The organism is Streptomyces rimosus, from assembly GCF_008704655.1.
GTDB lineage: Bacteria > Actinomycetota > Actinomycetes > Streptomycetales > Streptomycetaceae > Streptomyces > Streptomyces rimosus.
In genome coordinates this window covers 8,707,562-8,728,449 of sequence record NZ_CP023688.1, presented here as the reverse complement: position 1 = coordinate 8,728,449, position 20,888 = coordinate 8,707,562, and the positions used below count along the sequence as shown (strand labels likewise).

The window sequence follows — 20,888 nt, the reverse complement described above, 5'->3', positions numbered from 1 at the left end:
ACCGGGCCGTTCGGCCGGCGGTCTACTTGTCGTCGGCGAGCCCGGCGATGGCCTGGCCGAAGACCTCCCGCGCCCGCCGGAGCACCTGTCCGCGCCAGTCGGCGTCGCCGGGGCAGAAGGCGTCACGGATCAGCTGCTTGAGGTCCGACCGTACGGCCTCGGCCGGGGCATGGTGCCGGTGCAGCCAGGCGTCGGCGCACAGCGCCAGCAGCACCTGGGGCCCCGGCTGGGTGCCGAACTCCAGGGTGATCGCGGTCAGCCGGCTGCCGGCGCCGAGGCCGTCCGCCACGGCGGTCGCCGTGTTGCCGACGATCGGTGTGGAGGAGGACGTGCCCTCCTCCGAGGCGGTGAGCGCCTCGCCGTACCAGCGGCGGGCCCGCTGGTGGGCGTCCGGGTCGCGGCCGCCGCGGAAGATGGGTTCCCCGGCCCCGCGCTCGCCCAGCCCGGTGTGCAGGTCGATGTATCCGATGTGGGCCGCGCCCGCCATCTGCTCGGCCACCACCGTCTCGAACACCCGCCGGGACCAGGCCGGCGCCTGCCCGCCGTAGAACAGGCCGTCGGGATGGCGGTACTGACCCCGGGTCACGGCTTCCTGGAGACGCTGCGGACCGAGCCGCTCGCGCAGCGCGGTGAGGTTCGCGACCAGCTCGTCGGGGGCGAACTCGCCGCCCTCCGCCGGCACCAGCGTGCCGTGCACGGCGTCGTAGGAGTCGTTGTGCGGCGGGGCGTGGTGGTTGACGAAGTTGCGGTTGAGGTCGATGTTGTCCTCGTTGACGCGCCGCAGGTAGGCGAAGCCGTACGGGTTGAGTCCGTGCACCAGCAGCACGCCGGTCGTGGGCCCCGTGGCGGCCTTCGCGACACCTTCCCGCAGCAGGATGCGGGTCTGGCAGGCCGAACCGCAAAAGCCCTCGATGCCGTGCGTTCCGGAGACCGTCACCAGCAGCTTCGCCGGGCCGAGCGGCCCCAGATAGGCGGTGTCCACGGCGAGTTCGCCGCCGTCGGGCCCGCGGTGGCCGGGCAGGACGAAGGTCCTCAGGCGTGCGCCCGCCTCCTGGGCCGCCGCCAGGAAGTCGGCGCGGGCCCGGGCGTAGTCGGGCGCGAAGTCGGGGGGAGTCTCGTCAGACATGCTGCCTCGCGTTCCTGGGGTCCCTGATGGATGGAGAACGTCGCCGGTGGGGACGCCGACGGGCCCGGAGCCCCGCAGGGGGCGCCGGGCCCGGTCGGCCGGGTGGGGCTCAGCACCGCGCCGAGGGCAGCGGCACCCCGAGGGCCGTGAGGATCGAGTGCGCCCCTGCCTCCGTGGGCACGTGCAGCAGGCACAGCACCCGGTCGCCCGGCTCGGTGTGCTCGGCGAAGTACCGGTTGGTGTCGGGCACATGGCTCAGCGGCCGCTCCCGGTACAGGTCGAGCGGGCGGCCGATGCCGGGGATGACCCCGCGGACCGGGTCGAAGGGCGCTCCGGGCGCGAGTGCCGCGGCGACCTCGGCCGCCAGGGCCTCCTGACTGTCGTCCTTGCCGGTGAGGTCCGGATACATCGAGATGTCCGGGTGACCGCTGAACGCCGACATCGCGCGGTGCACCACGGGGTTGTACGTCTTGAGCGCGATCACCTCGGGGAACGGGCGCCCGTCGGCGAGCAGCCGGGCGAAGTGCGCCGCCCAGCTCTCCTTGAACACCACCCCGTTGCGGTACGCGTCACCCACGAACTGGATCATGATGTGCAGGCAGCCGCGCCCCGACGGCAGCTCCGCCCATCGTGAGGTGAGCAGCGCCACGACCCGGTCGCGCTCGCGGTCCACCCCGACGACGACGTAATCGGCCTTGGTCAGCATGTCGCGGCGGAGCGTGAAGAGTTGGCGGGTGCGCAGCCCGGGCATGGCGAGGACCAGGCCGTCCACGATCCGCTTCTCGGTCTCGGTCGGCAGGTCCCGGCCGGGCGGCAGGGTCAGGATCTCGACTCCCCGCCGCCCGTCCGGCCGTGCGGCACGGCCGTTGTCAGCCACCGCCGTCCCCGCTCAGACGTCGGCCGCGGTGGGCAGCGGGATCTGCGCGTCGCTCCTGCCGACCACGGTGAGCTGGTGCAGCTCCACGAAGTACAGCTTCCACAGCCAGTAGATGTGGTTGAGGTGTTCGGTGACCCGCTGCTCGTCGGCCTCCGACGTGATCAGCGTGGACAGCACCCGCCACACGAAGTCGTCGTGGTCGTCGTCGAGGTCGGTGTTGACATGGGCGCGGGCGCCCTTGACGTTCTCCTCGCCGAGGACGGTGCCCAGGTTGTCCAGCCATTCGGGCTGGGTGCGGGTGGTGACGTACTCCACGAAGTAGACGCTGGTGATCAGCGCCAGCGGGCTGTCGTCGAATTCCATGCCGTACTGGAGGTATCCGGTGAGCAGCTTGGTGGAGAGCATCGGCTCGGTGGAGTAGATCTGGTCCTTGGTGACCCCGACCTTGGCGAGGTCGGCCGCGAACAGCCGGTCGTGCAGCATCTCGTCGTCGGTGTAGTGCGCCCACGCCTTGGCCTGCACCGGGTCCACCTTGGTGAAGTACTTGATGGCCAGCGCGTCCACGGTCCGCTTGCGGCGTAGCCGCAGGATCGTCTCGATGTTGTGGCGCTTGTAGTAGTCGAGGTTCAGCTCGGCGGCGTTCTTCTGGTGCTGGGCGTACGGGACCGTCTCGTAGAAGTCCTTGATGAAGGTGTCGAGGAGCGCGTCGACCTTCTTGCGCAGTTCGGGGTTGCTCGTCATGGCGTGCATTCCTCCTTGGGGGTCAGTGGCAGCCGCAGCCGGCACTGGAGATGCGCTGCATCCGGCCGCGGCGTACCGCCTTGCGGGCGCCGAGCACGGCGGTTCCGTCCGAGGTCAGCAGCGAGCTGCGGGGGCAGAGGAAGGCCAGGGCGAAGCGCGTCGCCGGAGTGACGCCCAGGCCGAGGTTGACGACGCCACCGGTCGCGCCGTACACCTCGTTGGGGCCGCAGTTCGCCGGGATGACCTCCGTGGTGGTGTTGATCCCGAAGCCGAGTTCCCAGATGACGCGGTAGCGCGGGTCGTCGGTGAGGAGCTTGTCCAGCTCCGCGGCGGCCGGTGCGGCCGCCGCCGTCTGCGGGGTGACGCCCTCGATGCTGCCGGCGGTGATGTGCAGGGTCACGGCGTTGGCGACGAGCGGCGTGAGCGCTTCGAACAGCCGCTGCTGGTCGGGGCCGTCGGCCGGATCCTCGTGACGGTGGACGATGGGCCAGCCGCGCAGGGTCAGGTCCCCGTTGAGGCCGAGCAGCCGGGCGTCCGGCGCGAAGGTGGTGATCTCCGCGGCGGTGACGCTGAGCTTTCCCGGCGGGAAGATCTGCTGGTCGCCCGGTTCCATGACGCCGGCCTGCTGGTTCCAGACGCAGTCGCCGAGCTCGTGGTCGAACTCGGCCTCGGTGCCGGAGGCGGCGTCGACGATCGTCAGGCGGCGGCTCTCCCCCACCCGGTCGAAGAACTCCTCGGCCACCCGCGCCTGTCGGTCCGCGTCGGTACGGGCGGCGGTGCGCAGGAAGTAGCTGATCTGTTCCCCGGTCAGCGGCGTGGATCCGGCCGGCAGCACGGCCAGCTTGCGCCCGCCCAGTTCCCGTTCGGCCGGCGAGTCGAGGAACCGCCCGGGGCAGACCGCCAGCACGTGCGCGCCCTCGGGGACGCTCCGCTCGATGACCTCGCCCAGGCGCGCGCCGGGCGGGAGCGTCAGGCGCAGTACGCGCGAGCATCCGTCACCGGGCAGCAGGGAAAGCGGCTCGGCGTACTGTTCAGTCGTGATCAGGCAGAACGTCTCGGCCGGCGCGCCGAACTGGCCGAGGTCGCTTGTCGTGATGTCCAGCGGTGGCACGGGCGCACTCCCTAGAAACGACAGTGAGAACCCCACGGCGGGGCGTGGTTCCTGCCCCGCCGTGGGTCGGTACTCAGCCCAGGAGCGTGCCCAGGTAGTTGCGGTTCTTCTGCACCTTGATCTTCTTCATGGCCAGTCACCTCCTGTGTTTTTTATTTCCTTGTATTCACCCCGCCGGGCCGTGCGGTGGCGCTCCGCTAGGAGACGGAGACGACCCGCTCGGCGGTGGGGTGGTCCAGGCGGCCGAGCACCGCGACTCCATTGCTGGTCAGCACGCGGGTGCCGGGCACGATGATGTCCAGGTGGTACTGGGTGTACGGGGTGAGGCCGAGCCCGTAGTGCAGGCAGCCCTCGGTGCCGCCGTACACCTCGTTCATGGCGTGGTTGCCGGGCAGGATGTCGTGCGAGACGTTGAGGGCGTGGCCGATCTCCCACACGATCCGGTAGCGGGAGTCCACGGCGAACATCTGCTCCAGCATCGCCACCGCCGGCGCCGCTCCGGCGTCCAGCGCCTCCAGGCTCGTGATCCTGCCGTCCTCGACGACGGCCTTGATCGCGTTGTCGCGCATCGACCAGAGCCGGGAGTGGATGCGCGCCTGGTCGGCCCGGGAGAAGGAGGGGGTGCCGCTGTGCAGGATCGGGTATCCGCGCAGCGTGATCTCACCCTCCAGCGGCAGTTTCAGTGCCTCGTCGAACTCTCTGATCTCGACCGGCAGTACGCTGACCTCGCCGGACGGCACGATCTGCTGGTCGCCCCAGTCCAGCGGTCCGGCCTGCTGGTTCCACACCAGGCCGTCGCGCAGGTGGTCGAGGGTGGCGCGGGTGCCGTGCGCCGGGTCCGCGTAGACCAGGTGCTCGGAGTCCTCGGCCAGTTCGAAGAAGGTGTCGCAGAACGCCGCCTGGTCGGCCGCCGAGGTCCGCTCCATCACACCGAGGAAGTGCCGGATCTCGTCGAGGCCGGTGGGCGTCGAGTTGCACGCCATGCCCATGATCTTCCGCTGTCCCACCAGATCGGGGTCCGGCGATTCGAAGAATCTGTAGGGCGATATCACCAGCACATGCGCGGGTTCCGGGATCTTCTTGCCGAGGATTTCGGTGAAGTCGTCCCCCCGGTCCATCGTGATGGTGAGGAATTCCCGGTAGGGAGCCGTCCGGGCGATGTCGAACCGGTCGACCAGTTCGGAATTCGTGACCAGGCAGAAGCTGCTTCCGGTGGCTTCACCGAACTGGCTGAACCGGCCGGGATCAATGGTTATCTGTGCGGACACGATCACTCCCGTCATGGCCTCTGCGTATTTCCTCGGCGTGGTCATTACTTTGGCCGACCGCGGAGTTGCTCCGCTATAGGACATTGGTCCCTGCGCCCGCGTCCTGTTCGGTCGGCGCCGCGCGGCCGCCCGACGGCCGCCGCTCCACCGGGACTTCGGAAGGAGGCCCAACGACCGATCGCGGGTCCGCCGCTTCCACCGCTACTGTCCGGTAAGAACCGCCGTCCGGCGGTCGTCACGATCACAGGGAGCACCTCCGCATGCGCGTCATCGCCTTCGATCACCTGGTCCTCAACGTCGCGGACGCCGAGCGCGCCCTCGGCTTCTACTGCGGTCCGCTGGGGCTGGAGCCGGTGCGCGTCGAGGAGTGGCGCGCCGGGAAGGTGCCGTTCCCCTCGGTACGGGTGAGTCCGACCACGATCATCGACCTCCTCGAAGGCGACCGGGGCGAGTCCAACGTCGACCACATCTGTCTGGTCGTGGAGCCGCTGGACTGGCAGGAGGTGATCGACTCCGGTGCCCTCACGGTGGTCGACGGACCCGGGCAGCGGTTCGGCGCCCGGGGCAACGCGCAGTCCGTCTACGTACGGGACCCGGACGGCAACACGGTCGAACTGCGGTGGTACCCGCAGGACCAGGAGGCGTAAGGGCGGCGGCCCACCGGACCTCGTCCATGCGTAAAACGGGCGGTGGCCCGGCGGGATTTCCCGCCGGGCCACCGCCCGCATTATGCGGCGCGCAAGCGCGTCACACAGGCGTCACCGCTTGAACGCGTCCTTCGCCTTTTCACCGGCCTCGCGTATATCGCCCTTGGCGCGTTCCGCGCGGCCTTCCGCCGTCATGCGCTCGTTGCCGACCGCACGGCCGACGTTTTCCTTCACGGCGCCCTTGGCGCGCTCGGCCTTGCTGGAAGCCTTCTTGTCGGCGGTCATGGTCGCGCTCCTTTTCGGTCGAGCCGTTTCCTTGACAGTGCATCGCGTGCCCGTGCGCCGGGACCGTAAACAGGCGGATCCGGTGCGGATTCCGGACGGGGTTCCGCGCCGCTTGGGTACGGGCCCGTCGCGGCCGCGTGCGGGGCGCGCCAGGGGCGGGGTAATGCGGCCGGTACGGCGGAGAACCGGGTGTACTCGGACCGTGAACTGGTACCCGATGCGGCTGACCACCCCGGTCAAGCAGCATGTCTTCGGCGGCCGGGCCATCCCCGAGCGGCTCGGCCGGGCCGGGCTGCCGGACGGGCCGGTCGCGGAGACGTGGGAGGTCAGTGATGTCGAGGGCGAGCACGCCCATGTCCTGAACGGGGCGCTGGCCGGGCACACGCTGCGGGAGCTGGCCCTGGGCCACCCGGACGAGCTGGTCGGCCGGGGCTGGCGCGGGCCCCGGTTTCCGCTGCTGACGAAGTTCATCGACGCCCACCGGCCGCTGCCGGTCCATCTGCACCCCGACGACACGGCGGCGCGCGAGCAGGAGGGCGAGCCGAACGGCAAGACGGAGGCGTGGCACATCCTGTACGCGCCGCCCGGCACCACCGCGCTCGCCGGGGTACGGCCCGGGGTGGACCACGACCGGCTGCGGCAGGCACTGCTCGGCCAGGACTTCGACGCGGTGCTGCGGCGCCTGCCGGTGCACGCCGGTCAGACTCTGTACGTACCGGGCGGTACACCGCACAGTTTCGGGCCCGGCACCCTCGTGTACGAGATCGAGCAGACCTCCGACCTCCAGCAGCACGCGATGCGCCACCGCATGGAGGACGGGGCCCCGATCGACGACGGGCAGTGGCGGGCCAACATCGAGGCGCTGCTGCGCGAGTGGCGGCCGGAGCACCGGCCGGATTTCCACCCCGGGCTGCGGCTGCCGTCGGAGGGCGGCGTGGCGCGGCGGATGCTGTGCGCCGGGCCGTATTTCGCGCTGGAGAACTGGCGGGTCCGGGCGCCGGGCTCCGCGGTGCCGGCGTTCGACACCTGTGTGGTGCTCAGCAACATCGGCGCCGCGACGGAGGTGACGTGCGGGGCGGTACGGGAATCCCTCGGCCCCGCCGAGACGCTTCTGCTGCCCGCCGCCACGGTCTCCGGCGTCCGCATCCACGGCCCCGCCGACGTGCTCCTCGGCTACCTGCCCGACCTGGAGCGCGATGTCCGCGCCCCGCTGCTCGCGGCGGGCCACTCCCCCGGGGCGATCGCCGCGCTGGGCGAGGGGCTGGGGTAGCCGCGGGGCACCGCACCGGCCGGTCATCCGCCGCTCCACCCAGAAGGTGATCTTCTGGGTGATTACGGCAAATAGGTAAAAGATTCCCGTGTGGGGAATTTGTCGCGGACTCCGGTGTACACCAACTACGCCCCCGCTCCGTGCGGACGCACGGGCCGGTGACGATCAAAAGGATGGGATGAATGAACGACAACCATATCCGGCCGCCCCGGCCCCCGGCGGCCTTCCTCCTCCCCGGGCGGGCGCCCACGCCGGTTCCCGGACCCGTGGCGCACCTTTCCGATGCGTACTGAGACACTCCCGGTCGAGTCCGAGTTCTTCGCTCCCCGCGCGGCCATCGACGACCTGCTGTGCACCTTCCTGACGGAGCGGGCGCAGAGCGCCGCGGTGCCCGGCCAGTCGGCGCTGGTCCTGCTGCTGCGGGACTTCATCGAGGGCGGAAAACGGGTCCGGCCGCTGCTGTGCGTGGCCGGCTGGCGGGCGGCGGGCGGGGACGGGGACCCCGCGCAGGCCGTACGGCTGGCCGCCTCCATCGAGTTGGCGCACGCCTGCGCCCTCGTGCACGACGACATCATGGACGCGGCCGACAGCCGTCGCGGGCGCCCCTCGGTCCACCGGATACTCGCCGACCGCCATCCCCTGCCGGAGATGGCCGAACGATTCGGCACCAGTGGCGCCATCCTGGTGGGCGACCTGGCCCTCGTCTGGTCCGACGAGCTGCTGCACACCACCCGGATGCCCGACGCGCACCGCGTCGCCGTCCTGCGCGTCGTCGACCTGGCGCGGGCCGAACTGATCGCCGGCCAGCACCTGGACCTGCTGACCACCGGCGACCTCGACGTGAGCCTGGAGACCGCGCTGACCGTCGTCCGCTACAAGACGGCCAAGTACACCATCGAGCGGCCCCTACAGGTCGGGGCCGCCCTGGCCGGCGCCGACCCGCGGCTCATGGACGCCTGCAGCGCCTACGGCGTACCGCTCGGCGAGGCGTTCCAGCTCCGGGACGACGTGCTCGGGGTGTTCGGCGACCCGGACCACATGGGCAAGTCGCACCTGGACGATCTGCGCGAGGGCAAGTGCACCAGCCTCATCGTCCGGGCCCTGCGGGACGCCACGCCCGCCCAGGCCAAGCGGCTGCGCGCGGTGATCGGCGACCCCCAGCTGGGCGAGCCGGAGGCGGCGGAGGTCCGCGACATCCTCACGAGCACCGGGGCCCGCGCCGCGGTGGAGCGGATGATCGAGAAGCGGTACGAGCAGGCCCTCCACGCCCTGGACACAGCGCCCTTCGCCCATGGGGCGGTCAGCACGCTCAAGGCCGTCGCGGAAGCGGCCGTCCATCGGACGGCATGACGCGGCGGCCCCGTCCCGCCCACCGGCCGGCGCCGGGGCGCGCGGGCCCGGAACCACCGCCCGACCAGTACGGAGCCGCCCCATGACGACGCCCACGACGAGCGCTCCCGCGACGGCGCTGCTGACCGTCTGGCGGGAGATCCGGCTGAGCTGGCTGTTCATCCGCGTCGACCGCTGGACCACCATCTTCCCCGGCACCTGCTTCGTCGCGGCGGCGGCCGTCCACGCGCGGCTGTCCCCGCGCGAGGCCGCGGTCACCGTGGTCCTGGGGGCGGTGTACTTCTGGCTGTTCATCTACGAGCACACCCTGGCCAACCAGCTCGTCGGCGTCGAGGAGGACCGCCACAACAAGCCCTTCCGGCCGCTGGTCACCGGCGAGAGCACCATCCGGGGCGCCCGGCTGCGCCTGGTCGCCGTACGTATCGCCTTCCCCGTGTACGGCTACTGCCTGGGCGTCCTGAAGTGGGCGCTGATGTGGCAGATCCTGTCCCTGCTGCAACACGAGTACGGTTGGGGCCGCCACTGGGTGGGCAGGAACCTGTACGCCGGGATCGGCGTCATCGCCCAGCTGGCGGCCGCGTGGGAGATCGTCACCGTGCTCACGCCGGACGCCTGGCGCTGGATCTGGACGCTGACGATCACGGTGACCTTCCTGATGTCCGTCCAGGACCTGCGCGACATGCACGGTGACCGCGTGGTCCGCCGCTCCACGATGCCCCTGGTCTTCGGCGAGCTGCCCACCCGGGGCTTCCTGTGCGCCGGCTTCGCCGTCGGCCCCGTCTTCATCCACTCCTTCCTGATGGCGCCCGCCGGCGCGCACTGGTGGCTCGTCGCCAGCGATGTCCTCCTGTGCGGCCTGAGCCTGGTGCTGGCGGCCCGGGTCTGGCTGCTGCGCGGCCCGGAGCACGACCAGCGCAGCTACCGCCTGGTGGAGCAGTGGTACACCTTCGCCCTCGCCGCCTCCATCTACACACTCCGCTGAACGAAAGGGCCCGACGTGCCAGGAGAGGGGACCGAGCGGCAGCCGCGGCTGCGGATCAGGGGCGTGTGGAAGGCGTACGGACGCAGACACGTGCTGCGCGGCGCCGACCTGGACGTGCCGGCCGGGGCGCTGGTCGGTGTCGTCGGGGAGAACGGCTCGGGCAAGAGCACGCTGCTGCGCATCGCGGTGGGCGAACTGACGCCCGACACGGGCACGGTGGCGCGCGCCGGGGCGGTCGGGTACTGCCCGCAACGTGCCGTACTGAACGACTCGTTCACCGTCCTGCAGCATCTGCGGCTGTTCCAGGTGGCCTACCGGCTGCCGACCCTGGCGCGGGCCCACGAGCTGATAAATCTGCTGGCGTTCGCCGGCTGCGAGCGCCTGCGGCCCGGCGAACTGAGCGGCGGGACGCGGCAGAAGCTGAACCTGCTGCTCGCGCTGATGCACGACCCGCAGCTGCTGGTGCTCGACGAGCCGTACCAGGGCTTCGACTGGGACACCCACCAGCGTTTCTGGGCGCTGGCCGCGGGCCTGCGCGATGCGGGCCGGTCGATCGTCGTGGTCTCCCATCTGCTGCACGACCTCCACCATTTCGACGCGGTCGGACACTTGCGGGAGGGCCGCCTGTCCTTCGAGGAGCCCATCCGATGAGGCGGCACCCGGCGGCGTTCACCGAGATGCTGCGCTGCACACTGATCGGCCAGCTGCGCAACCGCATGGCCCTCCTGCTGGCGGTCGCGTTCATCCCCGTATGGATCGCCGTGGCCCGCCTGTGCTCCTCGGACCGGCCGGTGCGCTTCTCCCTGGGCTCCCCCGGCACCGACGCCGTCGCCCGGGCGAGTCACGTCAGCCAGGTCGCCAACGCGCTCGCCGCCGTCACCCTGGTCACCGGATTCGTGATGTTCATGGAGACGTTCAAGGCCGGGGAGATGGACCGCCGGCTGCTGCTGGCCGGCTACCCGCGCCTGCCGATGCTGCTGGCGAAGGTCACCGCCGTCGCCCTGGTTTCCGCGCTCCTGGCGCTGTACACCACGGTCGTCCTGTCGGCCTCGGTCCCCGTGCGGCAGGTGGGGCCCCTGGGTCTCGGCCTCCTGGGGGCCGGCCTCGCCTACGGCGGCATCGGCCTGCTCCTGGGCTCGTTGGTCCGCGGTGAGCTGGAAGGTTTCTTCCTGGTCATCATGCTCGCCCTGGTCGACACCGGTCTGCAGAACCCGGTCCTCAACGTGGTCGACCTGTCCGGCCTGGAAATGCTGCCTCTGTACGGCGCGGACCGCATGGCGCTGGCGGCGGCGTTCACCTCCCGTACCCCCTGGTCGTACGGCCTGCTCTCGCTCGCCTGGTCCGCCGCGACCAGCGCCCTGGCCCTGCTCGTCTTCCACCTCCGCACCCGCTCCCACTGCACGGGCGCCGCCGCGGCCACCGGGATTCCCGCACCGGTGACCGCGGCCGGGCCGTCCGAGGCGGCCGCGCGGACCGCCGTCCGGCGCTCCCGCTAGCGAGTGGCCGCCGCGTCGCGCCGGTGGACGTAGCGGCCCAGCGCCATCAGGGGGAAGACATGCCGGTAGTACCCGTACCGGCAGGCCACGGCCCGGGGAACGAGCACGCCGGTGAACTCCGGCTCCTCCCACGTACCGTCGTCGGTCTGCCGTCCGGTCAGCCAGCGCACCCCGGAGCGCACCGCGGCGCTGTCGCGTTCCCCCGCGGCGAGCAGCGCGAGCAGGGCCCAGGCGGTCTGCGACGGGACGGACGGGCCACGGCCGACGCGCCCCGGATCGGCGTAGGACTCCCAGTCCTCGCCCCAGCCGCCGTCGTCGTTCTGCACGGACGTCAGCCAGGTGACGGCGCGCCGGACGGCGGGATGGCCGCAGGGCGTCCCGGCGGCGATGAGTGCCGGCAGGACGCAGCCGGTGCCGTAGACATGGTTGACACCCCAGCGTCCGAACCACGCGCCGTCGTCCTCCTGCCGGCCGAGCAGCCATTGCACGGCGCGCCGGGTGCGGGGGTCGTCGGCCATCCCCGCGGCGGCCAGCATCTCCACCACGTGGGCGGTGATGTCGGCGGTGGGCGCGTCGACGCAGTACTCACCGAAGTCGAAGAAGGGGAGCTTGCCGGGCAGCGCACTGGCGTTGTCGACGTCGAAGGCCGCCCACCCGCCGTCCGCGCTCTGCATGCCGAGGCACCAGCGCACCGCGTCGCGCACCGCGTCGTCGACGCGTGCCCGGTCGGGGTGCTCGATCCGGAGCAGGGCGAGGACCACCTCGGAGGTGTCATCGTTGTCGGGGTAGGTCCGGTTGTGGAACTGGAAGGCCCAGCCGCCCGGAGCGAGGCGGGGCCGCCGTGCGGTCCAGTCGCCGGGCCGGTCGCTCTGCCGGGCCAGCAGCCAGTCGGCGGCGCCGACCAGTGCGGGGTGGCCGGCGTCCAGGCCCGCATCGAGCAGTGCCGTGACGGCCAGCCCGGTGTCCCACACCGGGCTGCGGACGGTCCGCAGTTTCCGCATGTCGTCCTCGGGCCAGGAGGCGCTCTCGTCCAAGAAGCGCAACGCGGCCTTGAGCACCGGGTGGTCCGGTGCGTAACCGTGCAGGTGCAGTGCGAGCGTCACCCATGTGGTGATGGGCGTGCACGCTCCCCAGCTGCCGTCCGTCTCCTGGCGTTCGAGGAGCCAGCGGGCACACATGTTCGTGGCGATCCGGCGCACCGCGCGCGGGGTGATCCTGCGGCCCGCGCGCAGCACGGTGTTCGCGCGCTGGAAGACACCGGCCCACCTGGTGATGGGCGCCGACACCGGGCGTACGGGAGTGCCGTCGGACGGGACGAAGAGTTCGTCGATGCCGAAGGGGACCGGCTGCACGGGCCGGTACGCGCTGATGACACCGAGCGATACGAGTGCCTGGCGCATGATGGAGCTGAAGGCGTAGATGTTCAGCGGTGCCCATGTGGGCAGGGCGATGATCTCCGGCGGGATCTCCGGAAGGTCGTCCCAGCACCACAGGCCGCACATGGCGAGCCACACGTGGGCCTCCAGCGGAGCGGCGGCCACGCCGCCCTGCTCGCGCACCCAGGCCGCGCACCGGCCCATGTGGTCCTCGTCCGGACGGTGGCCGGCCAGCCGGAGCGCCACGTACGCCTGGACGGTGGTCCCCAGGTGTCCGGCTCCCCCGAAGACCAGGGGCCAGGAGCCGTCGGCACTCTGCTGCGAACGGATCCACCGCCCGCCGGCGGTGGCCACCCGTTCGTCCAGAATGCCCAGAACATGCCGCAGGAACAGGTCGTGGGCGTCGTAGCTCACGTCCGTCGTGAACTCCTCCTCCCACCAGCCCCCGGTGTGCCGGCGGCTCAGCAGGTGGTCCGCCGCCCGCCGTACCGCCCGCCGCGCCGCCTCCTCCTCCGCCGCCGGGAGCGGCCCCTTCTCGCGTGGCGCGTCGTCGGCCGTCGTCGTCATGGCACTCCCGCACTTCGCTGGTGATCCGGATGCGTCCGTGCCGCGACGGCGGTCGCCGCCCGGCACACATGCCGCAGAACTATCCGTAAGCGGCGAAAAGACACACCGGGAGTACGGGTTTCACCTGCCTGCCGCACAGCCGGGACCTGGACACCTCACCCGCCCGCTCATACGCAGTTCCGCAGCACGCCCCAGAGCAGCAGCACGGCCACGGCCGCCACGCCCGCCCACACCGAGGTCAGGACCGGCGGCCGGCCCCGGACCGCGCGCAGCCAGGAGAGCAGGATCAGCGGCAGGGCCGCCACGAAGAGGGCGTTGTGGGCGAGGGCCGCGGCCACATCGCCCCGGGTGAGGGCGTGCAGGGCCCGCAGCGTGCCGCAGCCGGGGCAGGACAGTCCGGTGAGGGCGCGGAACGGGCAACCGGGGTAGTGTCCGGGCGCTTCCGGGTCGCGCAGGGCCACCAGTGCGGTCAGGGCGGCGAACAGCACGGCGCCGGACCAGGCCGCGCCCGTCCGGCGCCGGGCGGGGTGCGGCGGCACGGTCAGTAGCCGCCTCCCCCCGCCGCGCTGGAGATGATGACGATCAGCAGGACGAACAGGCCGACCCCCAGGCTGATGAACGTCCACATCTTCGCCTTCCCGGCTGCCTGCTCGGCGCCGGCGTAGTCGCCCGTGTTGAACTTCGCGTTGGCCTGGGTGGCGTAGATGATGGCGGCGATGCCGGTGGGCAGGAAGCAGAGCAGGGTCACCAGGATGGCCGGGACGAGGTAGTTCTGCGGCGGCCTGGCGTACTGCTGGTATCCGGGGCCGTACTGCGGCTGGTACTGCGGCGGCGGTGGCGGTCCGGTGGGCGGCTGCTGGGACTGGCCGTCATAGGGGGTGTTGCCGGTGTAGGGGGTGTTGCCGCCCCAGTCCTCGCCGGGCGGACCTTGCGGATAGGCCATGACGGCCTCCTTCTCCAGTCGGATCGTTCGGCCGTACGGGCTGCCGGTCGCCCCGGCCGTACGACGGGCGGGGGATCAGCCGGCGGGACCGGCGGTCTCGGTGCGTTCCTCGAAGCGGATCCAGGTCTGCCGCTCGTGCTGCCAGGCCCACCGGCCCGGTGCGGTGCCCGGGTCGAGCGCCAGGGCCTGCCGGTAGGCGGCGTCCGGCAGGCCGTGGGTGAAGACGAACTGGGCGCGGGTGCGGACGCATTCGAAGACCACGCCGTCGGGGGCGTCCACGGCGGGCTTGCGTCCGATCAGGCGGCGGACGAAGCCGCGCAGTCCGGTGTACGCGTCCTCACCGACCCGTTCGAACACGGCGCGCAGAAAGGGCTGGAGCGTGTGCCCGGCCAGCAGCACCAGCGCGTAGGTCTCCGGTCCGCGGCGCATCGGCGCGCGCCGGTAGGTGGCCTGGATGCCGGCCTCGCGCAGCAGGTCGTCGGTGGCGTGCACCGCGTCGAGCGGGTACGCCGCGGGCCAGAAGATCTCGATGTCGGTCATGTGGCCTCTTCGGGGCGGTCCGGCCCGGTGGGGGCGGCGGTGCTCGGGTGAATCCGTACGACGCCGTCGTCGGTCGCGGTGAGCACCGCGCCGTCCCGGCCGGTGCAGGCGACGCCCACCGGGCGCCCGGTCAGTTCGGCGCGGTGCTGCGGGGTGCCGTCGTGGTTCCAGCGGACGAGGACGCCGTCGTCGCTCGCCACCGCGAGCGCCGCGCCGTCCGGAGCGAACGCCAACTCCCGTACGGCGCCGCCCTGGTGGACGCGGTGCAGCAGCCGACCGCTCCAGGTCCAGGCGCGGACCCGGCCGTCCGGGCTGCCGGTGGCGAGCCGGTCGGCGCTGACCGCGAAGGCGCAGACCGGCTGCGGGTGGGGCCAGTGCACGGTGGTGCGTCCGTGCACGTCGAGCCGGCGTACGGCGCCGTCGGCGGTGCCGGCCAGCAGGTGCCGGTCGCCGGGTGCGAAGGCCAGGCAGGGTGCCAGCGGCGCCGGGGCGGCCGACAGGCTGCGGACGATACGGCCGTTCGTGTCGTGCACCAGGATGCGGTCGCCGCCCGCCATGGCGAGCCAGCGGCCGTCGCCGCTGAAGGCCAGTGCGGTGATCTGTCCGGCGCGTCCCGGAAGCGTCTGTACGGGCACTTCCGTCTCCAGGTCCCAGACGACGGTGGTGCCGTTCTCGTGGAGGGTGGCGATGTGGCGGGGCCACGGGCTCCAGGCCAGGCGCAGCACCGGGCCGTGCTGCCGGACGGCGCACTCCGCCAGCAGTTCCGGCGGGTCCAGCCGGAAGACCCGCAGCGAGCCGTCCAGGCAGGCGGCGGCGAGCAGGTCGCGCGGGCCGATGGCGACCTGCGTGCACGGGCCGAGGCCGGGGAGCAGTCCGGGCGTACGGGGGCGGTCGGCGGAGCGCGAGGTGAACACCGGGGGTGTGTACGCGGGTGGCGCGGTGGAGGTGGCGGACGGGGCGGTGTCCCCGGGTGGTGTGGTGGGTTGCGGCGGGACGGTGCGGGCGCCCTGGGCGGCGGACGCGCTGGGCACGGGGCCGGGCTGCGGTGTGACCGGCCGGCTGCGGATGTAGCGTGCGAACTTGTCCCGTACACCGGCCGCCCAGGGCTGTTCGGAGGCTGGCTGTGGCTGGTACGGCGGGTACGCGGGCGGGGGCTGCGCGGACGGTCGGGGCACGGCGCCGCCCGGCGGCGGGCCGGAACCGGGCGCCCGCTGGGGCACGGTCCGTTCGGACGCCAGGCTCCCCACATCGCCGCCGGATGCGGCCGACGGCGCTGCGCCCCGCTCCCCCGCGCCGGACGGCTCCGCCTGCTCCGCGCGCTCCGGTACGACGAACAGCTGTGTCTCGTCGGACCGCAGGAACAGCACCGGCGTCGCCCACTCCAGGCTGCCGGGCAGCGTCATCTTCACGCTCTCGCGCGCCAGCGTCATCGCCCGGTCGACCGGGCGCCCGCGGGCCATGCCGGTGTAGAAGGACGACGCGAAGGCGAGCGCGGCCGGGTCGGTGATCTCGTACTGCATCGCGACCACCGCCGGCACCCCCTCCCGCATGATCTTCGCGGCGGTGCTGCTGAAGACGCCCTCGGCGCCGCTGGTCGCCGACTCGCAGGCGTTCAGCACGACCAGCCGCAGCTGGGGACTGTCGTGGATCAGGCGGCCCAGGTCCGTGCCGGAGACGTGCATCGCGGTGCCGTCCTCGGCGGACAGTTCCAGGTACCCGGACTCGGTCTCGGGGTCGAAGCCGCCGTGGCCGACGAAGTGCAGGACGTGCGGGGCGCGGTCGCGGACCGCCTCGGCCAGTTCCTGCCAGCTGTCACCGCGCAGCCAGTCCACGGCCACATCGGTGCTCACCCGCTGGAGCGCCTGGGTGATCTCGTCGCGTTCGCGTTCGCTCTGGAGCGCGGGCAGATCGGTGGGCCGGGAGATCACGCCGAGGACACGCAGCGGCGGCGTCACACACACCGGCGCGGGGGCACCCATCAGCTGCGGGGAGCGGACGACCGGCACCCGCAGGCCGAGGTAGCTGTCGCGCGCGTACGGGTCGATCGCGAACTCCCAGGGGATGCCGGAGACCTGCGGCCCGTCCAGGCCCAGCACGACGCGCAGCGGTTCGTCCTGCTGCCGGGCGTGCTCCCGGCAGCGGTCGAAGAGCAGCCGGATGTCGCCGGTCAGCACGGTGTCGGAGAGCCGTTCACCGAAATCCCGGACGCTTTTCTCGACCAGCGAGGCGCGGCGGGTGATGACCGGGCTGGCCGATCTGATCAGGGCCATCCGGACCTCGGCGAGCATCAGCCGCAGCTCGTCGGGCCCGTAGGGCGGGCGCACCTTGGCGCTGGCCCGGCCGAGCGGCGACGTACACATGATCACCCACTCGTCCCGGACCTCGAAGACGTCCAGGCGAAACGGCAGTCCCCCCATACCGCTACCTCCACGTGCGATCACACGTCTCTCGTCAGCGCCTCCAGGACGCGCCGGGTCTTGGTCTGCTGGGCGAGGTCCGGCTGCAGGTCCAGGTGGCGCAGCAGGGCCAGCAGCGACGCCCGTACCACCTCCGCGCCCTCCGGCTCCACCCGCTCGGAGACCTCCAGCCAGTCGAGCGGCGGCCCGCCGTGCGGCGTCAGCGACCAGCGCTCGACGGTCAGTTCGTGGCGCCGGTGGCGGACGCCGCGCCAGCGTTCGGCGCGCACCGGCCCGTACACGGTCAGCTCCCGGAAGTCGACGGGCAGGTCGGCGCAGTCGGCCAGGAAGTCTTCCTGGGCGTGGGAGAAGGCGGTGTGCAGCGGCCGCTGTCCGTCGGTCACCGCGTCGATGTCGTGGCGGTCGCGGGTACGGGTCAGCGAGGCCGCGAGCACCTGCCGCTCGCCCGACCAGTCGGATTCCAGGCGGAGTTCGTCGTCGCCGCGCCGGTGGAAGTCCAGCCAGTGGCGGGGCACCCGGGCCCGGCGGCAGGGCCGGAGCTTGACCGTGGAGTCGCCCTCCTTGTCCTGGCGCGCCCGCAGCCGCAATATCAACCCGGCTTCCAGCAGCGGGAGTTCGCCCGGCCGACGGCGGGGCCCCTCGCAGAAGAAGACCTGGCACCAGACGCCCCCGTCGTCCGGTGCCAGAGCCTTGGCGGCCACCTCCGCCCGCGCGTCGGAGAACGTGACCTTGATCTCGACCGAATCCAGTCGGTGACCGGGTTCTGCGGAGCCTGTCATGACGTGCCCCCCGAGTTCGCCGTCCGCGCTCTCCGTCCGCGCGTGCTGCCACTCAACCCCATGCGCCGGGCCCGCGCTTCAGGGACCTCCCCACATATGCGCAAGCTCTTCAGGGGTGCTGCCCGCGGGAGCATGATGGTCCCGGCGCCTGAGGACGGGCCGACGTACGGCACCTGTGGGCACCCGGGGGGCGACATGGACGGCAGGCAACGGACTTCCGGCTGGTCCCGGCCCGCCCGCCCGGCGGGCCCCGGCCTCGTGGGCCGTGAGCGCGAGCGCCGTCTGATCGACGACCTGCTGGCGGCGGGGGCGGACGGAGGCGCGGCGCTGCTGCTGTGGGGCGAGCCCGGGGTGGGCAAGACGGCGCTGCTGGAGTACGCGGCCGGGCAGGCCGGGGACGCGGCGCTGTGGGCGCGCGGCATCGAGTCGGAGACGGTCCTGCCGTTCGCGGCCCTCGCCGACCTGTTGCTCCCGTTTGATACGGAATTCAGGGAACTCCCCGGGGTGCAGCGCGCGGCGCTGGAATCGTGCCTGGCTTTGTCGGGCGAGCCGCTGGCCAATCCGTACGCGGCCTGCATGGGCGCGCTGAACGTGCTGGCCGCGCTCGGCGAGAAGCGGCCGGTGGCGGTGCTCGTCGACGACCTCCAGTGGATCGACCCGTCCTCGCAGCGGGTGCTGCTGTTCGTCGCGCGGCGGGTGGCGGGCGAGCGGGTCGCCCTCGCGTTCACCTCGCGCGAGGACCAGGGCGAGCCTGGAGTGCCGCACAGCCTGCCGTCCGTCGAGGTCACCGGGCTGTCGCGGAGCGAGTGCGGGCAGTTGCTGCGGCAGCACGGGATCGTGGCCGCGCCCGCGGTGGAGACGGACCTGGTGAAGATCAGCGGCGGCAACCCCCTCGCCCTCCTGGAGGCCGCCCACTCCCTGACCCCCGAACAGCGGCGCGGCGAGCAGCCGATGCACAACCCGCCCTCGCTCGGCCGGCATCTGGAGCGGGCCTGGTCGGCGCGTATCCGCGCGCTGCCGGAGGCCACCCGGCAGGCGCTGACCGTGCTGGCCGCGCACCGGTCGACGGAGCTGACCGGGCTGTGCGAGGCCCTGGCGGTGCTGGGCCTGTCGCTGGAGGCGCTGTGCCCGGCCGAGGAGGACGGGCTCGTGACGGCGACCGGTGACGGGCTGGACTTCCGCCATCCCGTGCTGCGCCCGCTGGTCCTGGGGCGGGCGCCGCTGGCGTACCGGCTCGCCGCGTTCGGCGCCCTCGCGGACGTCACCCGCGGCCCGCTGCACGCCTGGTACCGGGCCTCCGCCGCCACCGGCCCGGACGAGCGGGCCGCCGCCGCCCTGTCCGAGGCGGCGGAGGAGGCCCGCCGGCGCAGCGCGTTCGAGGAGTCCGCGCTCGCCTGGCGGCGCGCCGCGGAACTCACCGGGGACCGGGCAGCCCGCGCGGACCTGCTGCACCGTGCCGCGTCCGACGCCTTCCTGGGCGGCTCGGCGTCCAGCTCGCAGTGGTGCGAGGAAGCCCTGCGCACGACCGCGGAGCCCGCCGTGCGCGCCGACATCGAATTACTGCTGGGCCGTATCCACACCTGGAACGGCGAGCCCGCGCGCGCCTACGAACTCCTCGTCGAGGCCGCGCAGAACATCCGCCGTACCGATCCCGTACGGGCGTGTGTGCTGCTCGCCGAGGCGGTGGTGCCCGCCAGCATGGACGGCCGGGTGGCCTCGGCGGTGCGTACGGCCGAGGACTCCTTCCAGCTGGCCTCGGAGTCGGGCCCGGACCGCTGGCTGAGCATGGCCCTGCTGGGCTCGGCGCTGGCCTTGTCCGGACAGACCGGCCGGGGCAGGGAGATGCTGGGCGCGGCCGACGGCCACTGCACGGGTGATCCGGTACGCAATCAGCAGTTGTACGCGCTGGCCGGGCAGGCGTGGAACTGGATCGAGGACCGGGACCGCAGCCGCCGGCTGTTCAACTCGGCCGTGGAGTCGGCCCGCCGGCACAGCGCGCCCGGTGTGCTGCCGTTCACCCTGGCCGTACGCAGCGAGCTGGAGGCCCGCGTCGGCCACTGGACCGCCGGGTACGGCGACGCCACCGAGGCGCTGCGCTGGGCGGAGGAGCTGGGCCAGAACGCCTGCGTCGGCTACAGCCTGGCCTGCCTCGCACGGCTGGACGCGCTGCGCGGCGACCGGGTGCGGTGCGAGGAGCAGGTGAGCCGCGCGCGGCGGGAGATCGGCGGGTACGGCATCGGCTGCCTGGAGGCGCACCTGACCGCCGCGCTGGGCCTGGCGGCCCTCGCGCACGGCGACCACTGCGCCGCGGCCGACCAGTTGGAGCAGAGTTTCGCGCTGGTCACCGCGCAGGGGGTGGGCAATCCGGCGGTGGTGCCGTGCGCCGCCGACCTCGCGGAAGCGCAGTTACGGGCAGGCGACGCCGCGCGCGCCACGGAGGTCACGGACTGGCTGGAGGAGCGCGCGCGGGCCACCGGACTGGCCGCCCCGGAGGCGGCCGCCGCGCGCTGCCGTGGCCTGCTGGCCGAGTCGTACGAGGCGGCGCGGGCCGCGTTCGCCGCCGCGCTCACGGCGCACCAGCGCGCCCGTGACCCGTTCGAGCAGGCCCGTACGCTGCTGTGCGAAGCGGAACTGCTGCGCCGCTACCGCCACCCCGCCGCCGCCCGCGCCCCGCTCACCTCGGCGCTGGCGCGCTTCGAGAGCCTGGGCGCCGTGCCGTGGGCCCGCCGGGCCGCCGGTGAACTGGCCGCCACCGGCGCCCCGTTGACGGCCCCGGCAGCGCGCGACGGCGTCCTGCGGCAGCTGACGCCGCAGGAGTTCCAGGTGGCGCGTGCGGTGGCGCGCGGCCTGAACAACACCGAGGCGGCCGTCTCCCTGTTCGTCTCCCGCAAGACGGTCGAGGCCCATCTCACCCGCGTCTACCGGAAACTGGGCGTCCGCTCGCGGACCGAACTGGCGCGGCTGATGGCCTCCTCGGAACCGGTCGACTGACGCCGCTCCGCGCCATCGCGGCCCTTCCCACATCCACCGAAAAAGGGGCCAACACCCCCGCTGACCAGGGTCCGGATTGACGTACGCCCGAGGCTCGTGTGTCATGCGTTGGCAAAGAAATG

Annotated in this window: 19 protein-coding genes; 7 read left to right on the top strand and 12 right to left on the bottom strand. The window is 72.6% G+C overall.

Going from position 1 to position 20,888, the window contains the following annotated elements:
* Positions 1-22: 22 nt before the first annotated feature.
* From CP984_RS38170 to CP984_RS38155, 5 genes are all read right to left on the bottom strand, one after another.
* Entirely contained in the window at positions 23-1,126 is a 1,104-nt protein-coding gene (locus CP984_RS38170) for a M14 family metallopeptidase (RefSeq protein ID WP_003981431.1), read from the bottom strand.
* Positions 1,127-1,235: 109 nt separating this feature from the next.
* Positions 1,236-2,003 carry a hypothetical protein gene (locus tag CP984_RS41665; RefSeq protein ID WP_003981432.1) on the bottom strand — a complete coding sequence of 256 codons (768 nt, stop codon included), beginning with the start codon at positions 2,001-2,003 and terminating at the stop codon, positions 1,236-1,238.
* 12 nt (positions 2,004-2,015) lie between these two features.
* Positions 2,016-2,744 carry a hypothetical protein gene (locus CP984_RS38165; RefSeq protein ID WP_125522748.1) on the bottom strand — a complete coding sequence of 243 codons (729 nt, stop codon included), beginning with the start codon at positions 2,742-2,744 and terminating at the stop codon, positions 2,016-2,018.
* 22 nt (positions 2,745-2,766) lie between these two features.
* Positions 2,767-3,855 carry a hypothetical protein gene (locus CP984_RS38160; protein WP_003981434.1) on the bottom strand — a complete coding sequence of 363 codons (1,089 nt, stop codon included), beginning with the start codon at positions 3,853-3,855 and terminating at the stop codon, positions 2,767-2,769.
* Between the two features lie 197 nt (positions 3,856-4,052).
* A complete protein-coding gene (locus CP984_RS38155) occupies positions 4,053-5,123 on the bottom strand; it encodes a hypothetical protein (RefSeq protein ID WP_226048749.1) in 1,071 nt (356 codons plus the stop codon).
* Between the two features lie 260 nt (positions 5,124-5,383).
* On the opposite strand from CP984_RS38155, the gene CP984_RS38150 reads away from it, so the two are divergent.
* The gene (locus tag CP984_RS38150) at positions 5,384-5,770 is read left to right on the top strand and encodes a VOC family protein (protein WP_003981436.1); all 387 of its coding nucleotides are present in this window, start codon (positions 5,384-5,386) and stop codon (positions 5,768-5,770) included.
* A 111-nt stretch (positions 5,771-5,881) separates the two neighbouring features.
* Here the strand turns inward: CP984_RS38150 and CP984_RS38145 are convergent, their stop codons facing one another.
* Positions 5,882-6,055 carry a CsbD family protein gene (locus CP984_RS38145; RefSeq protein WP_003981437.1) on the bottom strand — a complete coding sequence of 58 codons (174 nt, stop codon included), beginning with the start codon at positions 6,053-6,055 and terminating at the stop codon, positions 5,882-5,884.
* Between the two features lie 202 nt (positions 6,056-6,257).
* On the opposite strand from CP984_RS38145, the gene CP984_RS38140 reads away from it, so the two are divergent.
* The 5 genes from CP984_RS38140 (at position 6,258) to CP984_RS38120 (ending at position 11,153) form a co-directional block, all read left to right on the top strand.
* Positions 6,258-7,325 (top strand): type I phosphomannose isomerase catalytic subunit, encoded by a 1,068-nt coding sequence (locus CP984_RS38140; RefSeq protein WP_003981438.1) that lies wholly within the window; start codon positions 6,258-6,260, stop codon positions 7,323-7,325.
* A 282-nt stretch (positions 7,326-7,607) separates the two neighbouring features.
* Positions 7,608-8,675 carry a polyprenyl synthetase family protein gene (locus tag CP984_RS38135; protein ID WP_003981439.1) on the top strand — a complete coding sequence of 356 codons (1,068 nt, stop codon included), beginning with the start codon at positions 7,608-7,610 and terminating at the stop codon, positions 8,673-8,675.
* An 82-nt stretch (positions 8,676-8,757) separates the two neighbouring features.
* Complete coding sequence (locus tag CP984_RS38130) at positions 8,758-9,657, top strand: UbiA family prenyltransferase (RefSeq protein ID WP_003981440.1); 900 nt, start codon at positions 8,758-8,760, stop codon at positions 9,655-9,657.
* A 15-nt stretch (positions 9,658-9,672) separates the two neighbouring features.
* Positions 9,673-10,308, top strand: coding sequence for an ATP-binding cassette domain-containing protein (locus CP984_RS38125; protein ID WP_086026223.1), 636 nt, complete (start codon positions 9,673-9,675; stop codon positions 10,306-10,308).
* Entirely contained in the window at positions 10,305-11,153 is an 849-nt protein-coding gene (locus CP984_RS38120) for a hypothetical protein (protein ID WP_003981442.1), read from the top strand. Before CP984_RS38125 ends, CP984_RS38120 begins: the two co-directional genes overlap by 4 nt.
* Here the strand turns inward: CP984_RS38120 and shc are convergent.
* The 6 genes from shc to CP984_RS38090 form a co-directional block, all read right to left on the bottom strand.
* Positions 11,150-13,096: a squalene--hopene cyclase gene (gene shc, locus CP984_RS38115; protein WP_003981443.1), complete on the bottom strand. Its 1,947-nt coding sequence runs from the start codon at positions 13,094-13,096 to the stop codon at positions 11,150-11,152. The two genes, CP984_RS38120 and shc, sit on opposite strands and share 4 nt — an antisense overlap.
* 167 nt (positions 13,097-13,263) lie before the next feature.
* Entirely contained in the window at positions 13,264-13,635 is a 372-nt protein-coding gene (locus CP984_RS38110; protein ID WP_050504542.1) for a DUF2752 domain-containing protein, read from the bottom strand.
* Positions 13,636-13,637: 2 nt separating this feature from the next.
* On the bottom strand, positions 13,638-14,039 hold the full coding sequence (locus CP984_RS38105) for a CD225/dispanin family protein (RefSeq protein WP_078575625.1): 402 nt from the start codon (positions 14,037-14,039) through the stop codon (positions 13,638-13,640).
* 75 nt (positions 14,040-14,114) lie between these two features.
* Entirely contained in the window at positions 14,115-14,579 is a 465-nt protein-coding gene (locus tag CP984_RS38100; protein ID WP_003981445.1) for a hypothetical protein, read from the bottom strand.
* Positions 14,576-16,996 carry a CHAT domain-containing protein gene (locus tag CP984_RS38095; protein WP_003981446.1) on the bottom strand — a complete coding sequence of 807 codons (2,421 nt, stop codon included), beginning with the start codon at positions 16,994-16,996 and terminating at the stop codon, positions 14,576-14,578. The genes CP984_RS38100 and CP984_RS38095 overlap by 4 nt, the downstream gene beginning before the upstream one ends.
* A 20-nt stretch (positions 16,997-17,016) precedes the next feature.
* On the bottom strand, positions 17,017-17,775 hold the full coding sequence (locus CP984_RS38090; protein ID WP_003981447.1) for a hypothetical protein: 759 nt from the start codon (positions 17,773-17,775) through the stop codon (positions 17,017-17,019).
* Positions 17,776-17,970: 195 nt separating this feature from the next.
* Here CP984_RS38090 and CP984_RS38085 point away from each other — a divergent pair, with 195 nt between their 5' ends.
* Positions 17,971-20,766, top strand: coding sequence for a helix-turn-helix transcriptional regulator (locus tag CP984_RS38085; RefSeq protein WP_003981448.1), 2,796 nt, complete (start codon positions 17,971-17,973; stop codon positions 20,764-20,766).
* Positions 20,767-20,888: the final 122 nt, after the last annotated feature.